The organism is Acidithrix sp. C25, from assembly GCF_904848545.2.
The window spans coordinates 236,241-259,935 of record NZ_CAJHCI020000001.1 but is presented as its reverse complement, the minus strand read 5'-3'; the positions used below and the strand labels follow the sequence as shown (position 1 = coordinate 259,935).

The window sequence follows — 23,695 nt, the reverse complement described above, 5'->3', positions numbered from 1 at the left end:
GATGATGCTCCGGCGGACCGTAGTCCGAACTGCTTTCATGGCTAATGGCTTCTACCTGTCAATTGACGGCTTTAAGGAGAAGACAATGAAAGCTGAGATTAGAACCAAGAGTTACTCGCGTTCGCGACGGGAAATTTTAGAAACTACATCTCTTCTAATCGATGGCCTCGATTCGTGTTTTGGAGCTACCGTAGCGCCTTCTAAGGTGGATCCAAAAATCTGTAGGTGCGGGAAATGACGACCTTCGGCCGACTGGATGCTCCAGTTGATAACATAGATCCCTCATCTGCCATGGCAAGACAAACCTGCAGCATCCTTTATTCGAAGCCCAAAGAGGCTATGGCTGACGGTGGTGAATCTGAGCCGAACTGTTTTCATGACCTCTTACTTGATCAGGTCTTTTCGTCAATAAATAAGGACCGAAACGACTATCAACTTCTACCCTTTTTTTATGATCACCTTCATGACGCAGATGAAATTCGTTTTCGGTACGAGGTGTGGCGCGACCTTGAGAACCAGGCTCTTACCAGCAGTATCAGAACGTTCGAAAGTCAGATGCTCGAGGTCCGCCAAAGGCTAGCTTGGTCCGCCAAGTCGTCCTTCGTGCAGCATCGTCGCGCCCTTCACTTAGATGCTGCCCATCGCTACTGCAACGCTGTAGCGAGTCTTGTTAGGGTGCTAAAGGAGACCGAGATCAACTCTGCCGCTTTGATGGGTTTTCGAGAATCTCTAAACGCTTATGCTTCATCGAGTCCTTTTGAGCAGCTCGCTAGCGCTACGAGTTTGCTGAAAGATCAACTCTCCCAAGTTCGCTATTGCATCAATCTCAAAGGACTTCATGTTCGAGTTGTCAAGTACGAGGGTGAAGAAGATTACGGCGCTGAGATCATAAAGACCTTCGAGAGATTTCAGCAAAGTACCGTCAAAGACTACCGCCGATCTATTTCAGACTGGCCCAATATGAATCACGTGGAGGCGATGATCGTCGACCGCGTGGCGCTTCTCTTTAGTGATCTTTTCTCATCCATTGAGTCATTCTGCGAACAAGAGAGCGATTTTCTAAATCGAACGGTCACTCTTTTTGAACGTGAGATTCAGTTCTATCTCTCCTATCTCGACTTTATTGCACCACTAAAAGCACAAGGCCTTTCATTTTGCATCCCGGAGATCCTAGAAACTTCGAAAGAGATTTCAGCGGTTGAGACCTTCGACCTCGCCCTGGCTCATAAATTGGAACTTCAGAGAATGGTGGTTGTGCGCAATGATTTACATCTCGAGGGTATTGAGAGAATTATTGTAGTCTCAGGTCCAAATCAAGGAGGAAAGACCACTTTTGCTAGGACTTTTGGGCAGATCCACTACTTAGCCAGCATCGGATGTCTGGTTCCCGGCCAACAAGCCCAACTATACCTCTATGATCAGCTATATACTCACTTTGGTAAAGAGGAGGACCCTACCTACCAAAGTGGAAAATTAGAGGAAGACCTAATTCGGATTCGTGCCGTTTTGAATCAAGCTACCTCAAACAGCATCATTATTATGAACGAGATCTTCGCTTCAACCACTGCTTTGGATGCTCTTGGTTTAGGTCTGAAAGTAATTGATAAGATCCAAAACCTCGATGCGCTGTGCGTAGTGGTTACCTTTATCGACGAATTGAGTCGAATAGGCCCTTGGGTCGTAAGTATGACAAGCACTGTCAATCCCACGAATCCTGCCGATCGCACTTTCAAAATAGTTCGACAGCCAGCAGATGGCCTTGCATACGCCTTAGCAATTGCACAGAAGTACCAACTAACCTACGATGACATTAGGGGGCGACTCAAGTCATGAAGGCACATTTGATGTTCCGCGATAAGGATTTCAATCTTCTCCAACCGCTACCCCCTAATGAGCACTACCTCGTACACGACCTCGACCTTGACACCCTTTTGGGAGCTATGGCTGGAGGTGATGAGTTCTTACTCAAAGTTTCACGAGTCGCGCTTTTGAATGGATTGACTAATCCCACAGAGATTGCCTATCGCCAGTCGGTCTTAGATGACTGCTCGTCTCATTCTGAGATTGTACGTCAAATCTATGAAATTGCAGTTAAAGCTCTTTTTGACAAGCACAAGATGTTCTGGTTTACGCGCCAGGACAGTCCAACTGGAATGATGGCGCAGTCCCCTCAAGTAATTGGCATGTTTATGGGTTACCTAAAACAGCTACGCAAAATTGTCGACGAGCACGGAGAAACCTTTAGCTCTGAAGGCTGGACTACCCTCTTTAGAGTACTAAAAGAAGAGCTCAGTGACGACTATTTTTCTGTAGTTGACGATAACCTCAACCAACTAAAATTTCGAGATGGTACCCTAATCAGTGCGAAACTAACCTTTGGGAACACAGGCATGGATTACGTATTGCGTGATTCGCGCAATACCAAACAATCCCTGAAGGAGCGCCTCGGAGTTGGAGGTAGAAAATCCTACTCTTTTGACATCAACTCGCACGATGAAGCTGGTATGAATGCACTGAATGTTATCATGAGCAAGGGTATGAACTCAGCCGCAAACTCCTTGACGCAAGCGGCTGACCACCTTACCAATTTCTTTGCCATGCTCCGTACTGAGCTAGCCTTCTTCGTGGCCGCCCTCAACTTGAAGGAGATATTATCGGCTAAGAATGAACCAACATGTAATGCCGTCGCCAAACCTTGGAGTCCGCCACTCCTAAATTTCATAGGGCTCTACGATGTCTGTCTTTCATTGCGCAGCCAAACGTCTGTCATCGGTAATGATGCTAACGCCGACGACAACTCCCTAGTTGTTATCACTGGAGCGAATTCCGGTGGTAAATCGACTTTCTTGCGTAGCGTTGGAGTTGCTTTGGTAATGATGCGCTCTGGAATGTTTGTTCCAGCCAAGTCATTTACTGCAAGCGTTTGCGAAGGCCTCTTTACACATTTCGTTAGAGAAGAAGACTCGTCCATGACAAGTGGAAAACTAGACGAGGAATTGGCCCGAATGAGCGAAGTGGTCGACGCAATCACGCCAAAGTGCATAGTTCTCCTCAATGAGTCGTTTTCAGCTACGAATGAGCGAGAGGGATCCGAAATTGCCTATCAAGTAATTAGGGCGTTGATCGATTCCGACGTGCGAACGATCGTCGTTACCCACCTAAGTGAATTGGCTTTGAGGTTTTACCAAAGCGATGCGAGTTCAGCCTTATTTCTTCAAGCAGGACGGCAAGGTACGGCGGGGCGAAACTTTAAGCTAACACCGGGCGAACCACTTTCTACAAGCTACGGCGAGGACGTATACAACCGCATTGGTGGTTGGTAACATCCTGTTTTATTGCATTGGGCCAGCTCAGAAAGATAAGGAAGGAAGGAAGGAAGGAAGGAAGGAGCCTATAGATCCCATAGTAGTGCTAGACCAGGTTGGGCTGTTAGTTTGGCCTGCGCGTTTGCTTGCAGCTGCGCGTTTGGTTGAAACACCATCTAAATTAGTCTGACCAAGCTAAACTTGAAATGGAGAACAAAATCTATCGGCTTAGATCTCTTTTTCAGATCGATCGCTAGTTTTCAGATCGATCGCTAGGGAGATATTGGCGGTCAGCGCTAGATATCATATATGGCCTCCACCACTGCATAATTAGGTCTTGACCAAAGCCCAGCACCGTACAATTCAGTACAGTCCCAGACATAAATCACGATTATCACCGCAGTGCGATCACGCATATAGGAGCTACCTAATCTGAGCTATCGCGGTTGAGCTATCTAATTTGAGTTATCATCCCGTCATTGAGCTAGCAATGCCCTATATCACCACTAGCTCAACAACGAGAAATCATACGACCGAAACTTCTAGGTGCTTAATTCCATTGATAAAAGATGACGTCAATCTAGAGGGAGGAGATACAGGATGAAGATTAGGAATTCTTCCAAAGATCTCCCTGAAGATCAAGGTTATCTCTCGACGAGCTAGATGAGCTCCCAAACAATAGTGGGGGCCATATCCACCGAATCCAACATGCTTGTTATTCATCCGGTCAACCCTAAAGTCATAGGGATCCTCAAACTCTTCATGGTCCTTGTTGGCAGAACCATACATCAAAATAACTTTGTCATCCTTTGCCAAGGTGACGCCAGAGAGCTCATAGGGCTGCGTGAGGGTGCGACGCATGAAGATAACTGGAGAAGCAAATCGCACGATCTCTTCGATTGCACTTGGGGTAAAGCGATCAAAATCGCTCATCCAAAGCTCTTTTTGACGTGGATATTGAGAGAGCAGCTCCACTCCCCAGGTAATTGCATTTCGCGTCGTCTCATTCCCGGCCACTACTAAAAGAATAAAAAATGATGCGAGTTCATCTGGTGTCAGGGCCTCGCCATCGACCTCTGCATTGACCAGAGCAGAGGTAATATCGTCCATTGGGTCATCGATCCTCTCTTGTGCAAGGTTCTTCATCAATTCGGAGAGTTCAAAGCCTGCAGTGAGCAGCGTCATGCCAATATCTTCGCCCTCAGGTACGAATTCAGGATCGCCGACCCCCAAAATCACGTTCGATTTCTCCAAAACCTCCTGACGCTTCGAGAGTGGAATCCCCATCATCTCGCAGATAATCGTCAAGGGAAGTTGAGAGGCGACCTCAGCAACCAGGTCAAAGGTGCCAAGTTCTATCGCTTTATCTGCTAGTTGAGAGGCGACAGTTGCTATTTGAGCCTCGATAGCATCAAGTCTCCTAGGCGTAAAGGCTCTCAAAACAATTCGTCTCAGCCTGGCATGACGTGGATCATCAACATTGATCATTCCACCGAAATACTCGAGAAACGGGGTTGGAAGATCAGGGATACTCGTAGCACCCTTAGCTGAAGAAAATATATCTGGCCTTCTAGATGCCTCAACCACATCACGATAGGTTGAGACTGCATAATAACCAGGCCCTGCTGGCAAAAACCCGTAATCCATCTCCTCCATAAAGGCGACGGGACGTTCTCTACGTAGAGTTTCAAAGGCAGCCTCACGCACCTCGAGAGGTTCTCTCCAAAAGTCAAGATCTGATAGATTTATCTCATCGATCGAAAAGACAACCTTGGGTTTCACTTCTAGTTTCTCCTACACCATTGACAAAGTACAACAAGTACCGACAGATGAAATTAGAGATAGACCAAAAGCAATTGCTAACCCCATTATTGTCTAAGAAACCTTGGGAGATATCCTGCATATCTTAGATCCGAGACGGCTCAGTATTGCTTTCGATTATATCGCCATTAGGTGATGCTATCACAATTGTTTGACTCTAAACGAGAATTTACAACTATCCAAGATACACCTTCAACCCCAGCGATTGACAACTACTGAGATGCCAATTTAAAAGCCATGGTCCACTTGAAACACTTCGTAGCAGCTACAAAAACAAATGGCAATCAATTTCCAAGTCGGAAATCGAGAATCGGTTGAAATGATTCAAGGCAAATATTGAGAATCTCTCTGATGCTGTTTCATTTGATAGCGCGAGTGCTACTTCTTAGATAAGAAAGACCCTTACACTCAATCTCTCTTCCTGCAAAGAGCAACAACTCCTCGCTACCCATGGGAGCAATTACCTGAAGTGAAACCGGAACTGGCATATCTATCTGACCGCCCTGAATACTTACTTTGGATCCGGTCACCTCAGAGGAAAAGTCAACCGACAAAGGAATTGCCAATGCTGGATTCCCCGAGAAATTAAAGGGAATTGTATTTGTGTTGAGAACCTTCGAATAAGCATTGGAAAGCTTTGGAATATCAAACGGTATAGTTGCATTTATCAAAAGATCATATCTTTCGAACTCCGTATCAAGAAGATGGGCAAAGCTATGCCTATAGCGAAGAGCCCGAACGTACTCAGAGTCGGCGATCTCATCCGCTCCGAGAAGTCGTGACCGAACCACTGGGTCAACCCGATGAAGTTCGTTGAACAGTTTTGAGTTCGAACGGGCGGCTTCGGAGACCAAGATGACAGAAGCCGCTTCATGTGCCAACCGAAGATCGAGTTCTTTCACCTCGCCCAACTCCCATCCGACTTCTCGAACGAGGCTTCGAAAGAGACTATTGAAGGACTCATCTTGAGAATTTGAAATCAACCCTACCCTTAGGGGCCGATCAGAAACGGCAAGGTCTGTGATTTTGGACAATAGGCCAAACCCATAGGCAAGGCCGTCCATATCGTTGGCGATCGGCCCAATGGAATCCAAGGAAGGCGCCAGAGGCCACACACCCTCATTGGACACTCTCGACCAGGTGGTCTTGAGCCCATATGCGCCACAGGCAGCACTTGGGATGCGAATACTACCGCCGCTATCGCTACCAAGAGCAATATTAGCAAAGCCGCCAGTTACCGCGACAACAGATCCACTAGATGATCCTCCTGGAATCAACGATGGATCGATAGGATTGGGCGGTGTTCCCCACCAATGATTGATTCCCGTCGTACCAAAGGCGAGTTCGGTTAAATTTGTCTTGCCAACGATGGTCAGACGCTCATCTCGAACACGGACCAAGCAATTTGCGTCCTTGGTCGCTTTGCGCGCCCTAGAGGCTACAAGGCGCGATCCTGCGGTAGTCACAACCCCTTGGAGATCAATAAGGTCCTTTATGGCGATAGTTATTCCGCCGAAGTCCTGCCCTCGATAGTCCCCAATCCTCCAGTTATAATTATCTGTCGCTGTGCCCACTCTACAAACTCCCAACGCCCACCTAGCCAATCCTTACACAGAATCGATCCCTACAAGCCTCATTAGGAAAACTCGGCCCGCCAAAATAGCCTGCTCTTCCATGTCACTTTGCCATAGACCTGCCAAACATTTGGCTTTTTTGCTTGTGGGTCGGTGATTCACAAGCAAAAATCCAAATGTTGCAACAACCCTCATTGCCACCAGAAATCACCCTGTTTCTAGTAATCACACTGTTTCTAGTAATCACACTGTTTCTAGTAATCGCACTGGCAGCGCTACACATTATGCAACGCTTAATCCGATCTCTAATTTCAAATTTGATAAAATCGAACAGGGTGCGAACGCAGATCAAGCAAAGCCCGACGAAAAACTATCTGCGACTCCAAGGCCAACAAAATTTAAATTTGACCAAGAAGATTTTATGAATGCCAAATTATAAAAAATCGATCAGCCTGATTGGAAGGTTGCAACTCCGGGAACGTTACCAGTAATAGCCATCTTGTTGATTTCGCCAGATAATCCATTCACATATCCATTGATAAAAGAGGCTGAAACCGATGCAGTTATAGATAGAAATTGCCCTGGAGTTGTATATGGCGCCAAATGATCTGCTCCAATTAGGTGAAGATAGTACTTTGGCGAGGGCGCTCCTGCAAAGATCTGATCGGACGCACTGGGCAAGTTTATGGTATCTGCGGTACCTTGCACTACCAAAAGTGGAATCGACAAGCCCGAAGGGAAGTAGGTTCCTGGGAATGTCGGCAGCTCTGCACCGGAATAGATTATCGCGGCCTTTATTCGTGAATCACGGCAACATGTGTTGTATGCAGTTGCCAAAGCAACGTTACCACCATCGGATTGACCTGCCACCACGATCTTATTGGGATTTATCAGTTGATACAGTGGCGAAGTTTGAGTCTGATTCGACTGTAGCGCCCAATTAATGACCGCTGTCATATCCCCAGGTTCATTTAAAATGTCTGCTTCATCTGGACCGCCAGGAGAACTGGGGTCATTCAGTGGAAAGTTCACTCCCACTACCACGAAACCCGAGGTCACTAGAGCCTCGATCAAGGGAGCATAGGCACCATAGTACTGATCGTACCCCGGCGCGAAGACGACAAGGGGCAGTGGGTCGCTCCCGCGATATGGAACGATATTAGAGCCCGATGATAGCGCCGGGTAATAGACTCCGAGTTGAAGCGTTCGAAGACCACAAGTTGTAAGAGCAGCGCCAGTAGGTGATGTACCGTTCGGCACACACAACTTCGTGCCAGTTTCAGCGACAGCTACTTGATAACTTGCATAGGTGTATGCCGTTCTACCCCTAGCTGATCCCGGCGGTATAAATACCGAAGCGGGCCCGATAGTGGGCAGTACTGTTACCTTTGTATATGTAGATGTGTTAGATGCAAACTTAGTGATGCCATAGATTCCGCCGCCGACCAAAATCAAAAAGATCATAAGCGACCTAATCAGTCTGGCGCGTCTTCCAAGACGATAGGAGCTTTTATTTCCTTGACTATTTGAAGACAATTGCTATCTTACTTCCCGTGTGCAACTGCCTCAAATAAAGCCTCTTCGTGCTCCAATTCGGCGACTTGATCGATTCTACTTTGATGACGTCCACCTTCAAATGGGGTAGTCAGGAAGACGTCCAAAATAGCAACCGCATAGGCGGGGGCCACTACCCGAGCGCCCATAGAGATGACATTGGCGTTGTTATGGGCTCTTGCCAACCGAGCTGTAAATTCATCCGGGCACAGAGCTGCACGAACACCATGAATCTTATTTGCGGCTATCTGCTCGCCTTGGCCACTTCCACCAAGGACTATGCCAAAGTCGACCTCGCCGCCACGAACTCGCCTAGCCACGCTGGCACAAATCTCTGGATAATCGATCGGATCAATCGAATGAGTACCCAAATCCTCAACCTTGTAATCCAGGCCCACGAGGTGATCTATCAAATCCTTCTTGAGCAAAAAGCCCGCATGGTCGCTTCCAATAGCTATCTTCACGACGTCACCCTCTACATCAACTTGTTTCGGCTCAAACCTATTTGAATAGCCTAATTTGGTAAAAATCTAACGAGATCACGACTTGACAGGCGAAATTATTTACCACAGAAAATCACCAATTCAGGCTCGAGCAGAAACGGCACACCCTTTACCCCGAATCAAATCATCACTATAAAAACTCTCCGCTATAAAATCAAAATCGGCTCTTTGTTTTCCTTAGTCAATCCTTAGCCATTTAGCTCAACTGATCCCTAAAATCGCCTTTGTGGATGCCTAGGAGAATCAAAAACTACAAAGCTCTCGAATCGCTTGGATTAAAGGCCATTTATCCTAATAGCCTTAGTCAAAGTTTTCCAAAGATAGCATTGCTTCCATGGGCGGCTCAACCAATAGAAAGAACGCCCGAGCAATGTCTATAGGCCGATTTGACTAAAGATAAGTACCTGGTCGATGAGCATCCTCAGTACCAGCAGGCAGTCCACGCCTTCGCATTTCTTCTAATTGGGATCTCGCTTGAGCTTGTTGAGCGAACAACATCGCTTGAATTCCATGGAAAAGTCCCTCAAGCCACCCTACGAGTTGAGCTTGGGCTAACCGCAACTCAGAGTCAGATGGTGCATCTACTTCAACGAATGGAAGTGAAAGTCGGTCCAATTCTGAGGCCAAATCAGGGGAAAGGCCACTTTTGAGTTCCACGATTGAAGTCGTATAGATATCTTTTAGACGTGCTCGAGCAGAATCGTCGAGACTAGATTGACGAACCTCTTCCAAAAGGGTCTTTATCATAGTTCCGATTCTTAGAACTTTAGATGGCGACGAAACGGTTTCAGTCTCACCCTCTAGGTCATTCTCGCCCTCTTGCGTAGCGGTCAACGGATCGCTGGACTCTGGCAAGAATAGAATCTGGTTTGGATGCTCAATTTGTTCTTCAGTCATTACCACACAATTTAGGCGAAATTTGAAAAAAACACCACGCTGATATCTCGACTCGCAAAAAGCAATCTCAACAAGAGGCTAACTTTGCAAGCGATCACCGATCTCTAAGCTCAAGTCAAGTAGCTAAAAGCCCAATGAGAGGAACATCCATCTCCTCCTTGGTGAGCGAACCATGACGACAGATAAGTTCCATTGGACCCGCATCTGTTGGATCATAAAATGCCACTGGCTCCCTTGAAACAAGGGCCAAGTCGCCAAGTCGCCCCAATACGGAGGCCCGCGATGAATCAAAGTGACCAAAGAGGCCTGACTCTATTACCTCTTGCTTGGTGAGCACCCAAGCCAAATCCCCATAGAGTTCACTTGCCTTCTCCTGGCACCTCTGTAGCGAGCCTGGCTGCAAATGCAGCCATCGAAAACGCCCTTCGCCACTCATTTGAGTCACATATTTATCAATTCCAGAGTCCAAGACAATGGGCGGCCCTACGACCTCCACTTGACCATGGTCAGCGGTTAGAACTAACGACGCTCCACTTGGCAAGAGGTCGATCAAAAGGCCTAAAAAATAGTCGACGACCCGGAGTTCAGCCTCGTAGTATCCACCAAAGCCATATTCGTGAGCTACGGAATCAAGGCCCTCGTAGTAACAATAGACAAATGGAGCACCTTCTGCGAGCAAGCCACCAACCTCCGCAATCATAGTTGATGGAAACCTAAACCCAATGGATTTGGAGTCGCCTAAATATGCTCGGGTAAATCCAGTGTTGGCGTAGGCCGACTTGGAGACGATCGACGCATCCAGACCAAAAAATGGCTCATTGGTTACCACAGTCCGTGGATCCGGTGAAAACCCTTCTGGAGCATTTCTACCAGTCCAGGTAAGAGAATTCAAGATTATACCAGGTTCCAGTCGCATGCGATATCCAACGATCCCATGTTGGATTGGTGAAAGGCCAGAAGCAATCGATGTGAGTGCCGTAGCGGTAGTAGTTGGTGCCACAGAAGAGATTGTCGTTCCCAGGAGTCTCGAGAAATTCGGCAGATCCTTGGCATATCGTTCTAATTGATGGCTCCCCAAACCATCCACCACAAACAGAACAGTCTGATTTGCCGATTGAATCGCCTTTGGGAACCAGTCGCTCGCATCTAGGTCCATCTCGGAGGCACTAGAGTCCAATTTTGAATATATACGATCCGGACTTGGCCACCTATCACCGTCACGGTTTTTAGCCAACGAGATGGCTATAGCGCCTACGACGTTAGATATACACGCGCCCGAGTACGTTGGAATTGGAGTCGACATCGTCTCCTGAACCATTTTCACCTGACCACGAAACTTCCCATAACCTGAACCTCCATATTATCACAACTTCGAAATCAAATAGATTCCCCCGGCCTCTTGGGTCTAGCGATGGTACCAGCTATCGCAAATCGGCACTGGTGAAAACGGTGGCTCCAGTGCTCCACTTTGTGACCGAGATAAACTTTGTGACCGAGATAATTAGAAAAAGCGTCAAACACCTAAAGAACGACTTCGACACCATCGAAGGCACCCTTTACGTGCAATCACAACTTTGGCCAGACGTAGGTACTTTGGATGGCCGACGCTACGATTGAATGCGTGAGAGTATCGACCCGAGGCGACTATGCATCAAGAGCATTACTGTCACTCGCATTACATTCAGATGAACCGGGGCCTACCTCGGTCCAAGAGGTTGCCAAACGAACTGGCCTACCTCAACCGTACTTAGAACAGATTTTGCTTGCACTCAAAGGTGCTGGCCTTGTGCGATCCAAACGAGGCGTCGGTGGCGGCTACATTTTGGCGCGCTCTCCAGAAACCATTACTCTAGGTCAAATAGTGAGTGCAGTGGACGGACCTATCGTAGCGGGAGACTTTGGTCTGCCTCATGAAAATGGCGCGTGCGAGCATGAGGGCCAATGCGTTCTCTTGAGCGTATGGGACGAAGTTGGCCAACATATGCGAGAGCACCTCAATTCTTTTACACTTGCAAATATGGTCAAGAGGGCTCGAGGCGAGAGCGTTGAATCTATCAAAACTCCAGATCACCATTTATCATTGAATCCCTGAATAAAAGCTGTAGAATCGCCTATAGAGCGTACTTACCAATTCGCGATCCAAATTAGGTAGGTCAACTTCATCCAAGATTCTCAGATAGGAGCCCAGTGTTAGATACAGGTTCAGATCCCCGGCCATTTTCTTACCCGTTCAAATGGGAGACTGACACAGTCCTATCTGATGGAGGAACGGTAGCCATTAGGCCCATCAAATCAGGAGATGCGCCACGAATCGAGGCAATGCACTCACGGCTTTCGCCCGAGACGATCTACTTTCGGTTTTTCACGCCACTTCCCCGGCTCAGCGAAGCAATGCTTTCAAGATTTGTCAACGTTGACTATATAGATCGAATGGCCCTTGTCGCCCTATTGGGGGACGATATAATTGCGGTCGCTAGATACGATAGGCTACCTGGCCACTCCACTGCTGAAGTCGCATTTTTAGTAGACGATGCACATCAAGGTCGTGGTTTAGCAACAATCATGTTGGAGTTCTTGGTTGAAGCTGCCAAGGAAGCAGGTATCCACACCTTCATCGCAGACACGCTACCTGAAAATTCACGGATGCTTAGAGTCTTTAGGGATGCAGGTTTCAAAGATACACGATCGTTCCAAGATGGTGTAATTAGAGTTCGATTTGAGATAAACCCAACCCTACAGTCGGTCAAGCGAATGCAAGCTCGCGAGCAGAGGGCCGTTGCTCGCTCGATAGCACGAATCTTAGCTCCTCGTTCGATTGCGGTCGTAGGCGCTTCGCGCGATCCCTATTCAGTGGGCAATGTAATTTTTCGAAACATTCTAGAAAGCAGCTTCGCGGGTCCGGTCTATCCTGTCAACACCTCGACCACCTACGTCTCCTCAGTCAAGGCATACTCTTGCATCTCAGAGATCCCCGACGAAATCGATCTCGCGATAGTGGTAATTCCTGCAAGTGAAATTCGCAGTTTCATTTCAGAGGCCGCCGACAAGCAAGTTGGCGGACTGGTCATCATCTCATCTGGCTTTTCCGACACCGACGAAGAAGGAGCGCTGGCAGAACGAGAGATCATTCGCGCAGCCCGTCGAAACGGGATGCGCGTGGTGGGTCCCGCTTCTATGGGAGTCGCAAATACAGATCCAGCAGTCTCACTAAATGCCACAGTTGCACCATTTGGGATAGAACCAGGTCGTGCGGCACTGATCTCACACTCGGGTGCTCTTGGCCTCGCGATAGTCGAAGAGGCTAGGCGGCGCGGAATTGGCCTATCGAGCTTTGTATCATCGGGGAACAGAGCAGACGTATCCGGCAACGACCTACTTCACTATTGGGAGCTAGATCCCAATACCGATGTCATACTTCTATATCTAGAGACCTTTGGAAATCCACGAACTTTCGCTCGTGTCGCCCGACGAGTAGCGCGCAATAAGCCGATAATCGCGGTAAAGGCGCGGAAATACACCGCAGGTAAAACGCCTTCTGCTAGGAACCTCTCAGAAAAAACACCTTCTGAAGGGCAGGCACTTTCCCCGTCTGGAAAGATCATAAAATCGATCTCTGTCGACATTGCCGTGGATGCTCTAATGAAATATACCGGCGTCATAAGGGTCGATTCGCTGGAGCAACTCTTTGAATTAGGCCATGGGATGGTAGCCCAACCCCTTCCTAGGGGTCGGCGCGTGGCGATCTTGTCCAATCGAGGAGGACCAGCTCCACTAGCCCAAGATGCCTGTGAAAATGGCGGATTGGTTATGGCCAAACTAACATCAACTTCAAAAGAGGCATTGAGCGCACTAATCTCCAACAAACGAATCTCAAACCCTATTGAACTCGGCCCAGAAGTTGATCCAAGTACCTATGGGAAAGTTCTAGAGGTTCTCTTGAACGATGAAAACGTTGATTCGGTTCTCGTTCTCTATGTGCCAACGATCACGGGTCGAATGACCGGGAAGAGCAATCTGAGAGAGGCCAGCTTCTTCTCCAATGGTAGGGGAACAACTGAACTTCCCGCAATTACAGCGGCAAAGGGGGTTGCAGCAGCAATATCCAAGGCAGCACAACAAGAAAATAGCTCCCAGCCAAAACCAGTTCTGGCCAACTTTCTAGCACTTCCAGGAATCGAAGTCGAACTTAGGCGCCACCCAAGAGAAATACCTAGCTTCGACTTCCCGGAGATGGCGGCAACCGTACTATCTCGAATGGCCGACCACTCCGCTTGGAAGTCACAGGACGATGGAGAGGTCCCCGAATTTAATGAGGTCGACGCAGACGGAGCAGCGCTGATAATTCGAAATTCGCTAGACAAGTCGCGAGTCCAAATGGAAGACGGCCAACCAGGTGGTCCAGCAACAGCCTGGATCGTTGGTCAAGAGGGGCTGCAGTTGTTAGAAAAATACGGCATCACAGCCAAGGATCACGTTGAGGTCATAGGGTATCTAAGCTTCGAGGTTGCTACTCAATTTGAAGTTTCAATAGTCCACGATCGACTCTTTGGTCCAATCCTTTCCATGGGAGTTGCAGGCGAGCTTTCAGAATATCTAGATTCAAAGGCATATGCCACATTGCCCTTATATACCTCAGATATAGAACCCTTTATCGACTCGATTCCCGCAATAGGGCTCATCAAAGGTAGCTCAAAAAGAATGGCACACGACTTGACATCAATCTATGACCTGATCGCTCGACTCGGATCACTCATCGATGACCATTATGCAATATCAAACCTGGAAGCTACTTTGGTCTCCACCCCCACTGGTGCCTATATAAAGGATGTAGAGATTCTTGTTAACGACTGGTCACCAATGGCTAGCGCACTGACCAGATCGTTAAATTGACCGGATTGACATGTACACTTCAAAGACCCACCAAGTAGTTCGCCTAATTCATCAAAGGTCCCTAGCGCTCTCTAGATGGATTACTTGGACCGGAGAAGGACCTCTCCTTCTCTCCTCTATCTCTCTTTTTCCCCGGCCCAACTCAAGGATCCGCCATGTCAATTTCGGCATCCCCAGACTGTCTTGAAAAGATGTCCAAGGAGGCTAGATCGTCGATTTGGGACTTCAGATTCAACGGTGGCAAGTTAGCTTCTGAATCAGATTAAGCCTCTGGCTTTGGGCCATAGAGATTTGTATTGACTCGTCTAATGGCTCCTTGGGCGACGAGTCATAACCCAATCGAGATCTTTAAAAGTCATTATGTGGGTGTTTGGGTTCGCCAACGGCGAACCCAAACACCCACCAGAACATCTATCCCACCTGATGAATCTACGACTATCTGAAAAAATTGAAATATAACCGCCATTGGTGGGCATCAGATTGATGGAAACGACACGATATAAGCGCCAACTTGAACCAAATCCCTCTGTCGCGACGATAAGGTGCGACGGATCGCATCGCAATAGCCCCTGGGTCCTAATACAACAAAATACAGATCTGCACTAGGAGCTGGATTACCAAGATTGACTAACCCTGTGGCAAATTGCTAGGAAAATAGTCAGAATGAGCAGTAAGCAAGGCTTTAGGCTTATTCCAATGACCTTCGACCACGGGGAACTCTAACTAGTAGCTAGACAAGATCAACTTAATAAGGCTATGAATATCCATTTGCCACGCTGAAGATTAACGAAATATCACCGTTACTGTTTCTAAAAGGTCCCAGTTGACCTTGCCGCCATCAAGAAGTCTTCGAATACGTAAAGTTATAGAAGTTAGTCACAAAAAAGGCGACACGCTTTCTCACCCTAACCTAGCTGTTCATAGCTTGGTTAGGCCCTTTGGTAACATTGCAAGAGTGCCAGGCTTAGATCTCATCATCCCAGAAGGTATGAGTTCTCCCAAGGAGTACACCACCCCTAACACCTAGAGATCACAGCCAAGTTCCCTATCTGCACAAGAAGCGCTACGATGCTCGGATGTAGCGACACGGTTCGCCCATCTACCTGCCCGATCACTTAGACGAAGACGGCCTTGTAGGCATTTGATATTGAGCTATTCATGGATCAACATCGCTAAAAGACGGTTGGGGCATTGTGAATCTGCACATAGCCATCTGTGCTTAGAGCAAAAAAATGACGCTACGACCAAAAACCGGTTGGCACTTAAGCTCAACAACACTTAGGCCATTATGGTGAACTTCGCATCCACATGTTGGACATTGTTTTAGCGAATTAGAACACTCAATGTGAATATGCAAAGGCTCACCGTCATTATCTTCGAGGCCTATCACATTAATATCGTCTAGGCCAAACAAGATCTTGGCAATTGCTTTATAGCCTTTTTCCACAGGGCTCTCCAATGGAGTCTTGTTCAATCCTATTCTGACAGAACCCCTATGTCGCATCGTAAGCGATTTCATAAAAATGGAACTTCAACCTCTAGCCACAGTTAAATGCGAGTTGTCGTTAATGTGAGTTGGTTTATGCACTTAAAGCGATAGTATCGACGCAATGTTATTTAGAAATTTAGCCCATCTTTCGCTGATTTCCCGAAAAATCGCCCTAATTGGTCCCTTTTGAGGGGATTTTGGGCGATTTTCGACTTGGGCGATTTATAGATGCCCTGGTAGATGGGTATTAGGTCTTTTTGGGTCGCGAATGTAGTGTCCTAATTTTTGAGTAGTGTTGATTATGACTTGCATTAGCTCTGACATGGTGCTATTGTGTTGTTGTGTTTATCCGTGAAACTCCAACAGTTAATAAAAAGACCGGCGTTAGCTACAGTAAGTACCAACTCGTTGAGTCCTACCGCTGTGAAAAAGGTCCCCGTCAACGTATAGTAATGACCTTGACCGAACTGGACCTGGATAAGTCATTGTGGCCAGCTCTGGCCAATGCAATTGCCAATGCTATTACCTGGGACTCTCTGGAGTAACCTCACTCTTTGAATCAGATCCTATTATTGCCAGATACGCAGATCTGGCAATCACTAAGTATGCAATTCGTTCCGAAGTTGCAGCCGCTAAAGAAACAAGAACTACTGAGGCTGACCTTGAGATGGTGGATCTCTCTAGTGCTAAGACTATCAATAGTAGAAGTATCGGTCCAGAACTCATAGGAAACTCGTTCTATGAAGCTCTTAGCTTCGATAAGATCCTAGAGAGTGCAGGTCTATCGGGTGAATCTCTTGGCATTGCCAAGGCAACGATAATAGCTCGTCTTATTCATCCTGGATCTGATCGAAAGACCTATTCTTATATCAACTCCAACTCTTCATTACCTGAGATATGTGGTATCGATCTCTCTAAGTTTCACAAGGATAAGGTCTATGCAATTGCAGATAAGCTCTATGACGCTAAAGGCGTCATAGAGCCAGCACTCTATAAAGCTAGCTCTGATCTCTTTAGGACGAATACCAGGCTCTTTCTCTTTGATCTAACCAACACCTACTTCGAAGGTTCTACTAAGGGGAACTCCCTAGCTAAACATGGACATTCCAAAGAGAAGCGTTTTGATTGCACATTAGTTTCTCTGGCACTACTTGTTGATCACCGGGGACTACCCATCTACTCAGAGATACATGAGGGCAATACCTCTGAGCCTAGAACTCTCATTAGCGTACTTGATGCCTTGGAGTCTCTATCGGATGGATCTCTCTTTGGGGATGTTGTTCCTACCATTGTGATGGATAGGGGAATTGCTACCAAGGCAAACCTAGAACTTCTCATTAAGCGCAATCTCAACTACGTAGTAATTGAGAGAGCTAACAAAAAGAGTCTCTATCGAAGCCATTTCATGGAGATGGAAGGCTTCACCGAGATCTACGATGCCCAAGGATCCCCAGTACTGGTGAAAAAGCTACAAGTGGAACCACAAAAGCCACAAGGGCGAGTGAGAACACAAGTACAAGGACAAGTGCAAACACAAGTACAAGGACAAGTGCAAACGCTAGAAGAAGACACCGGCACTGACGACAATAACAGTTACACCACCTCCGGCAACACTAGCAACAGTATCAGCAACAGCGACAGCAGCAACGACACCAAAATCATCAAGGGCGACAGTAGCACCGACACTGACGACTATATCCGTAATGGTGCCACCAGCAAGAACACCGGCAACAATATCAGCGACAGCACCGACACTGATACTAACGCCACCTCCATCTCCACCTCCATCTCCTCCTCCATCTCCTCCTCTTCCTCCAACAACAACACCACAACCGTGGTGTTGTGTCGTTCTTTGGGGAGATCCAAGAAGGAATCAGCGATCTCTAGTCAAGCTAACGAGAGATTCTTAGTAGATATCACTTCGTTGAATACCTCAATCACAAAGGGTTCTATATCTAAGACCACAGTTGTCTCAGAGCGTATCGGACGCATCAAGGCCAAGTACCCAAGTATTGCTTCCAAATACGAGATATCCCTTGAATATCATCAAGACCATGGCAAGATCATCAAAAAGAGACGCTTTGACAAAGTAATCAATCTCACTATTACAGAAAAACCCACTAAAGCCAAAGATGATAATCTCCAAGGAGCCTACGTCATAGACACCAGCCATAGCGAGCTAGATGCAGGTGAGATCTGGAATATCTATACGACTCTCACTAAAGTAGAAGATGCCTTTAGATCCCTCAAGAGTGATCTTGGACTTCGACCGGTCTATCATCAACTAGCTAGCCGAACTGCTGCTCACCTCTTCATCTCAGTACTTGCCTATCACCTCCTTAGTGCTATTGAGCTGACCTTGAGGCAAAATAACGATAAGAGAAGATGGTCAACCATCAAAGAGCAACTCAACAGTCACCGCCGAGCCACCATAGTTCTTACATCAGATAAAGGCGTTGTCTATCACATCCGCACTAGTGGTGTTTCTGAGCCGGTTCACAAAGAGATCTACCGTCTCTTAGGAGTTAGTGATCCCCTTAAACGGATCAAGACCATTGCGACGCATTTGTAGTGTCCCAACGTAAGACCACATACTCAACTAGCTGGGAGAATAGGTTGATTTTCGGAAAGATGGGTTAGGCAATAGCACTCTAGAGGTATCGCGGATATGTTTGGGTTGTATGGCCTTTGCGGATCCCACAAGAGGAAATCAACCATGGACCCTCGGCGAAGAGGAAGCTCGTCCAATCCTAAAGCGTGCCATTGAAGCTGGCATAAACTTCTTCGACACTGCCAACATCTATTCGGATGGCGCCAGCGAAGAGTTAACCGGTCGCCTTATCAAAGAGTTCGCCAAGCGCGAAGAGGTAGTCATCGCCACAAAGGTGGGTCGACGAATAAAAGACGGCCCAAACAATAGCGGCCTCTCTAGAAAAGCAATAATGACCGAAATAGACAAAAGTCTCAAGCGACTAGGTACCGACTATGTGGATCTCTACCAAATCCATCGAGCAGATCCAACCACCCCCATAGAAGAGACTCTCGAAGCGCTCACCGATATCGTAAAAGCGGGTAAAGCTCGGTATTTAGGAGCCTCTTCTATGTATGCGTGGGAATTCTCAAAGATGCTAAATCTAGCGGAGGCAAATGGGTGGACTAAGTTTATATCGATGCAAAACCACTACAATCTCCTTTATCGAGAGGAAGAACGGGAGATGCATCCCCTATGCGACCAGAGTGGTATTGGGGTCATCCCATGGAGTCCTCTCGGTGGAGGACGCCTTGCTCGAGGGTGGGATGAGAGCACAAGGCGGGGCCAGCTAGAGGCCATATCGGCTCGTCATAGCCGCGATGATGACCATGAAATTGTCGATGAAGTCGGAAAGATCTCACTCGAACGAGAGATCTCACGGGCGCAGGTGGCAACGGCATGGATCCTATCCAAGGAAATTATCACAGCACCAATCATTGGCGTTACATCTATGGCACAATTGGGCGAAGCGATTGACGCGACATCGATAAGCCTGACCCATACCGAGATAGAAAGACTACAGGCACCATATCTGCCACATCCGGTCGCTGGAATTTAAATCAGAATTGCAACAGTTCAACGATTAGCCAAACCAAAGAGTCGATAACTTACTGATTGGATTCGATTCGACAAATGTACTTGTATTCAAGCCTATGTTGAAACATATAGCGCTATCTACAAGGAACAGACAGCACCACAACCGCACAGAAGCAATCGAGCTCCTTTGGGCACTCACCAACCCGCAGTTCTAATAGACCATGGTGAGCAAATCCACGATAACCACCAAGTAAATTGACCCTATATGACTCATGTATGGCTGGTTGGCTCATGGAATGGCTGGCTAATGTCGAATCTTCCATTTTTCGCTAAGCAATCACAAAAATCCAACCATTGGCAACATTTCTACAGAGAATTCACAAAATGCGCCAGTAGTGATTCCAAAGGTGACCAAAATCGCATCGTGGACTGGTCCAAAGAAGGGATCAATTGATTTTAAAAGACTCCAAATTGAGTTAAAGAAAACTTTCTCAGATGGGATTTCACTGGCCATCTCGGGTTCGCCATCTAATCGTAGACGTTAAATAAAAGTCCATCTCATGCCAGCCAAAAAGCTAGCCTGAGATGGACAAATATCTAAAACCTACCCGCCTTTAATTAAGTTAGGCGCGGTGGTTGATAGCTACATATTTTAGGTCTAGGTACTCTTCGATTCCTTCGAAGCCACCCTCGCGACCAAAACCTGAACTCTTTACGCCACCAAATGGCGCGCCGGCGTTGGATACCATTCCCTGATTGAGGCCAACCATTCCAGTTTGAAGGGACTCCGAGACACGTAATGCACGAGAGACGTTAGATGTAAAGATGTAAGCAACGAGCCCATATTCAGTTGAATTAGCTAAACGAACGGCCTCTTCCTCGTTAGCAAAGGTAACTATTGGTGCCACTGGACCAAAGATTTCATTAGTAGAGATAGCTGCGTTTGAAGGTACGTCTACAAGAACTGTAGGCTTGTAAAAGTATCCATCTCCCGCAACAGCCTCACCACCTGTCAAAACCTTAGCTCCTAGAGCAATAGCGTCTCCTACTAGTCTCTGAACTTTAGCAATGGCATCGAGATCGATAAGAGGACCAACGTTACTGTCCGCCTCGGTCCCTCGTCCAAGCTTGAGAGCACCCATGCGACTAGCAAGCTTCTGCGCGAATTCGTCGGCGACCGACGCGGCCACTAAAAACCTATTCGCCGAGGTGCACGCCTCGCCCATATTGCGCATCTTGGCAATCATCGCCTGATCCACCGCAAGGTCGATATTTGCATCGTCAAAGACGATAAATGGTGCATTCCCGCCTAGCTCCATTGAGACTCGCAAGAGCTTGTTGGCGCTTCGCCCAGCCAACATCCGACCTACATCAGTTGAACCGGTAAAGGACAACTTACGCAGTCTTGGATCTTCTAACAAGACGTCGGTAACCGCGGCTGGATCGCTCGTGGGAATCACATTCAAGACGCCACTGGGTAGTCCTGCCTCGACCATGATCGACATGAGAGCAAGAGAACAAAGCGGCGTTTGCTCAGCCGGCTTTAGAATAACAGTACACCCCGCCGCGAGAGCTGGGCCGATCTTCCTGGTTCCCATAGCAAGGGGAAAATTCCAAGGGGTGATCATATAGGCCACGCCCACCGGTTGCTTGAGCGTCAATACTCGCGAATTACCATCTGGCGCAACGTAATAGCGTCCGTCGATACGGACTGCCTCCTCTGAAAACCAACGAAAGAAGTCGGCAGCATATGCAACCTCACCTCTGGCTTCAGGAAGGGGCTTTCCCATCTCAAGAGTCATCAAAAGAGCCAACTCTTCTTGTTTCTGCATGATCAGTTCATAGGCTCGGCGTATTATCTCAGCCCGATAGCGAGGAGCCGTCTGTGACCATTCGCCAAAGGCGGAATGCGCAGCATCTAAGGCTGATAGAGCGTCGCTAGGTGTGGCGTCAGCAACCTTGGCAATCGTCGCTCCCGTTGCAGGATCTTCAACGTCAAAAGTAGCATTTCCTTTAGCTTCGATCCATTCGCCACCAATATAGAGCCGCTTCTCTATAGATGCAAGTACTTTACTTTCCTCATCACGCATGTAAAACGTCCTCTTTCACAAAATTCATATGCTCTAAAGTTACCCCAATAAGGTACCCAAAAACAAGACCTTATCAACAACAGGTCGGAGTTTTCGGTTGTAGGAAAACACAACAAAACCCTAAATAGTTAGAGGAAGTCTAACTATTGGCACCAAGTCCAAAACAATCTAGAACTAAAATAAAAGACCTCTCGACTCCTAGGGGTAATTAAGAGGTGATATCCTTTGTCGAGAATCTCGCCCACGCTATCGAAAACGCAAGAGCCATCCACCCTAGCTGCTCCAAGAAGTCCTTATAGATCCCGCTAAAGATGACTGGGTTCCTAAACAGATCCGTCCCCGCACCCCAATAGTTGGGAAGCATTATAGGAGCAAAGTGAATCAGCTGCGGAATCGTATTGAGGATCTCGACAATTACAACAAATCCAAACGAGATTGCAGATGCACCAATTGCGGAGTCAGTAAGAGTAGACGCCATAACTCCAATGGCAACGACCGAAAAAACTGAGATACCCTCAAAAAACCCCAATCCAAGCACTCGGATAATCCCTTGACTAAGAGGAATCTGCGAACCAGAGAGGGTTGTTACGGCTCCTATTGGGAACAATAGTGCACCCACTATCAGACCAATTACAACCATAAAGAGGCTCGCCAATAGTGCGTACGTCAAAATTGCCGAAGACTTGATAATAAGGATGCGAGAACGACGAATTGGAGAGATGAGAAGATACCTAAGCGTCCCAGATGCCGCTTCGCTAGCAAAAGCTTCACCAGCAACTATTGAGATTATCAGGGGTATGATCACAAACTGCGAGGTGGTAATTGCGGTAATCGAGAGAAATACGCCGTTATGGGTGATTTGATCGATAAATGGATTCGGTCCATTTCCACCATTGCCGACACCAAAGGTAGCAACGACTAGCCCTAAAATAATTGGAATTGCGGCCAATACGATAAAGCTTATTAACGTACGTCGACGGAATAATATAAAGCGAAGTTCTTCAATAAACATCAGAAGTTACCCCCGTCAGGTGCACAAATGCCTCTTCGAGGGTTGATTTATCCTCGGCGATTCTAAATAGACCATAGTTTTCTTGAACTAAATCTTTCACGATCTGTTCGATTGGGATTTCACCGCGCGAAACCGAAAAGAGGCCCCCACTCACATCTTGAAATTCGAAGGAGTATTTTGCCAAGAGCAGAGCCTTTGCCTCTTCTACCTCCCGAACTCCAATTACCAACTTCGTAGGAAGTTGGCTCTGCAGCTCGCTCAATTCGCCCTGAAATAACAATTCTCCGTGTTGAATCACTCCAACGTGGCTACAGAGCTGCTCTATCTCAGAGAGAATGTGTGAGGAGATAAAGACAGTAGTTCCCGAGCTTGACAGTTCCATAATCAGATCACGCATCTCGACGATTCCTTGAGGATCCATCCCATTTGTAGGTTCATCTAAGATCAGTAGTCGTCTAGGAAATAAAAGCGCATTTGCCAGTGCCAGGCGCTGTTTCATGCCTAGGCTCAGCGCCTTGGAGCGCCGTTGAGCCACCTTGGACAAGCCGACTCGATCTAAAGCAGCTGCGATATCAGTCTCAAGGGCAGCCAGCTCTGGAGAAGCTTTTGCTGCGGCTTTACGGATTGCTTTAGAGTTGTTCGCCATGCGCTCTAAGTATCTACTCGGCGATAACGACGGATATAGACCAGGTCCTTCTACCACTGCTCCTAGATGAGGAAGGACTTGATCTAAGTATTTTGGCATCGACTTCCCCAAAACCTTCATCTCTCCTGAAGTAGGAAAGATCAAACCAAGAAGCATTCGAATCGTAGTTGTCTTACCAGATCCATTTGGCCCCAAAAATCCATAAATTGAACCCTCGGGCACGACAAGATCTAATGAATTAACCACCTTGCGCCCACCATACTCTTTGGTAAGGGCTGTGGTTTGAATCAAATATTCCAAAAGAAAACCTAACTGAACAAAGCGCTACCCCTATCAAGGAAGAGGT

General features: G+C 47.3%; 17 protein-coding genes. 8 read left to right on the top strand and 9 right to left on the bottom strand.

Annotated elements, in window-relative coordinates:
- Positions 1-234 precede the first annotated feature (234 nt).
- Together ACIDITHRIX25_RS87655 and ACIDITHRIX25_RS87650 are read left to right on the top strand one after the other, a co-directional pair.
- Complete coding sequence (locus ACIDITHRIX25_RS87655) at positions 235-1,833, top strand: MutS-related protein (protein ID WP_201732285.1); 1,599 nt, start codon at positions 235-237, stop codon at positions 1,831-1,833.
- The gene (locus tag ACIDITHRIX25_RS87650) at positions 1,830-3,323 is read left to right on the top strand and encodes a MutS-related protein (protein ID WP_213333387.1); all 1,494 of its coding nucleotides are present in this window, start codon (positions 1,830-1,832) and stop codon (positions 3,321-3,323) included. The genes ACIDITHRIX25_RS87655 and ACIDITHRIX25_RS87650 overlap by 4 nt, the downstream gene beginning before the upstream one ends.
- 507 nt (positions 3,324-3,830) lie before the next feature.
- On the opposite strand, the gene ACIDITHRIX25_RS87645 is transcribed toward ACIDITHRIX25_RS87650, so the two are convergent.
- The 6 genes from ACIDITHRIX25_RS87645 to ACIDITHRIX25_RS87620 all read right to left on the bottom strand — a co-directional run bounded on the left by ACIDITHRIX25_RS87645 (position 3,831) and on the right by ACIDITHRIX25_RS87620 (position 10,972).
- The gene (locus ACIDITHRIX25_RS87645) at positions 3,831-5,087 is read right to left on the bottom strand and encodes a cytochrome P450 (protein ID WP_201732283.1); all 1,257 of its coding nucleotides are present in this window, start codon (positions 5,085-5,087) and stop codon (positions 3,831-3,833) included.
- Positions 5,088-5,485: 398 nt separating this feature from the next.
- Positions 5,486-6,700 (bottom strand): amidase, encoded by a 1,215-nt coding sequence (locus tag ACIDITHRIX25_RS87640; protein WP_201732282.1) that lies wholly within the window; start codon positions 6,698-6,700, stop codon positions 5,486-5,488.
- 447 nt (positions 6,701-7,147) lie between these two features.
- Positions 7,148-8,236 carry an alpha/beta hydrolase family protein gene (locus tag ACIDITHRIX25_RS87635; RefSeq protein ID WP_201732281.1) on the bottom strand — a complete coding sequence of 363 codons (1,089 nt, stop codon included), beginning with the start codon at positions 8,234-8,236 and terminating at the stop codon, positions 7,148-7,150.
- 8 nt (positions 8,237-8,244) lie between these two features.
- A complete protein-coding gene (gene rpiB / locus ACIDITHRIX25_RS87630) occupies positions 8,245-8,718 on the bottom strand; it encodes a ribose 5-phosphate isomerase B (protein ID WP_052603960.1) in 474 nt (157 codons plus the stop codon).
- 429 nt (positions 8,719-9,147) lie between these two features.
- The gene (locus ACIDITHRIX25_RS87625) at positions 9,148-9,654 is read right to left on the bottom strand and encodes a bacterial proteasome activator family protein (protein WP_201732280.1); all 507 of its coding nucleotides are present in this window, start codon (positions 9,652-9,654) and stop codon (positions 9,148-9,150) included.
- A 115-nt stretch (positions 9,655-9,769) separates the two neighbouring features.
- A complete protein-coding gene (locus tag ACIDITHRIX25_RS87620) occupies positions 9,770-10,972 on the bottom strand; it encodes an alkaline phosphatase family protein (protein ID WP_235347494.1) in 1,203 nt (400 codons plus the stop codon).
- A gap of 131 nt (positions 10,973-11,103) precedes the next feature.
- On the opposite strand from ACIDITHRIX25_RS87620, the gene ACIDITHRIX25_RS87615 reads away from it, so the two are divergent.
- From ACIDITHRIX25_RS87615 to ACIDITHRIX25_RS87590, 6 genes are all read left to right on the top strand, one after another.
- Positions 11,104-11,271 carry a hypothetical protein gene (locus ACIDITHRIX25_RS87615; protein WP_201732278.1) on the top strand — a complete coding sequence of 56 codons (168 nt, stop codon included), beginning with the start codon at positions 11,104-11,106 and terminating at the stop codon, positions 11,269-11,271.
- Positions 11,252-11,746, top strand: coding sequence for an RrF2 family transcriptional regulator (locus ACIDITHRIX25_RS87610; RefSeq protein ID WP_249685618.1), 495 nt, complete (start codon positions 11,252-11,254; stop codon positions 11,744-11,746). The genes ACIDITHRIX25_RS87615 and ACIDITHRIX25_RS87610 overlap by 20 nt, the downstream gene beginning before the upstream one ends.
- Positions 11,747-11,841: 95 nt before the next feature.
- A complete protein-coding gene (locus ACIDITHRIX25_RS87605) occupies positions 11,842-14,544 on the top strand; it encodes a bifunctional acetate--CoA ligase family protein/GNAT family N-acetyltransferase (RefSeq protein WP_201732277.1) in 2,703 nt (900 codons plus the stop codon).
- A 1,830-nt stretch (positions 14,545-16,374) separates the two neighbouring features.
- Positions 16,375-16,578 carry an IS1634 family transposase N-terminal domain-related protein gene (locus ACIDITHRIX25_RS87600; RefSeq protein WP_201732276.1) on the top strand — a complete coding sequence of 68 codons (204 nt, stop codon included), beginning with the start codon at positions 16,375-16,377 and terminating at the stop codon, positions 16,576-16,578.
- Entirely contained in the window at positions 16,521-18,605 is a 2,085-nt protein-coding gene (locus tag ACIDITHRIX25_RS87595; protein WP_201732275.1) for an IS1634 family transposase, read from the top strand. The genes ACIDITHRIX25_RS87600 and ACIDITHRIX25_RS87595 overlap by 58 nt, the downstream gene beginning before the upstream one ends.
- A gap of 109 nt (positions 18,606-18,714) precedes the next feature.
- Complete coding sequence (locus ACIDITHRIX25_RS87590; RefSeq protein WP_201732274.1) at positions 18,715-19,623, top strand: aldo/keto reductase; 909 nt, start codon at positions 18,715-18,717, stop codon at positions 19,621-19,623.
- Between the two features lie 601 nt (positions 19,624-20,224).
- On the opposite strand, the gene ACIDITHRIX25_RS87585 is transcribed toward ACIDITHRIX25_RS87590, so the two are convergent.
- The 3 genes from ACIDITHRIX25_RS87585 to ACIDITHRIX25_RS87575 form a co-directional block, all read right to left on the bottom strand.
- Positions 20,225-21,691: an NAD-dependent succinate-semialdehyde dehydrogenase gene (locus ACIDITHRIX25_RS87585; RefSeq protein WP_052603955.1), complete on the bottom strand. Its 1,467-nt coding sequence runs from the start codon at positions 21,689-21,691 to the stop codon at positions 20,225-20,227.
- A 208-nt stretch (positions 21,692-21,899) separates the two neighbouring features.
- Positions 21,900-22,703, bottom strand: coding sequence for an ABC transporter permease (locus tag ACIDITHRIX25_RS87580; protein WP_052603954.1), 804 nt, complete (start codon positions 22,701-22,703; stop codon positions 21,900-21,902).
- Positions 22,693-23,649, bottom strand: a complete 957-nt coding sequence (locus tag ACIDITHRIX25_RS87575) for an ABC transporter ATP-binding protein (protein WP_201732273.1) — start codon at positions 23,647-23,649, stop codon at positions 22,693-22,695. The genes ACIDITHRIX25_RS87580 and ACIDITHRIX25_RS87575 overlap by 11 nt, the downstream gene beginning before the upstream one ends.
- Positions 23,650-23,695 lie beyond the last annotated feature (46 nt).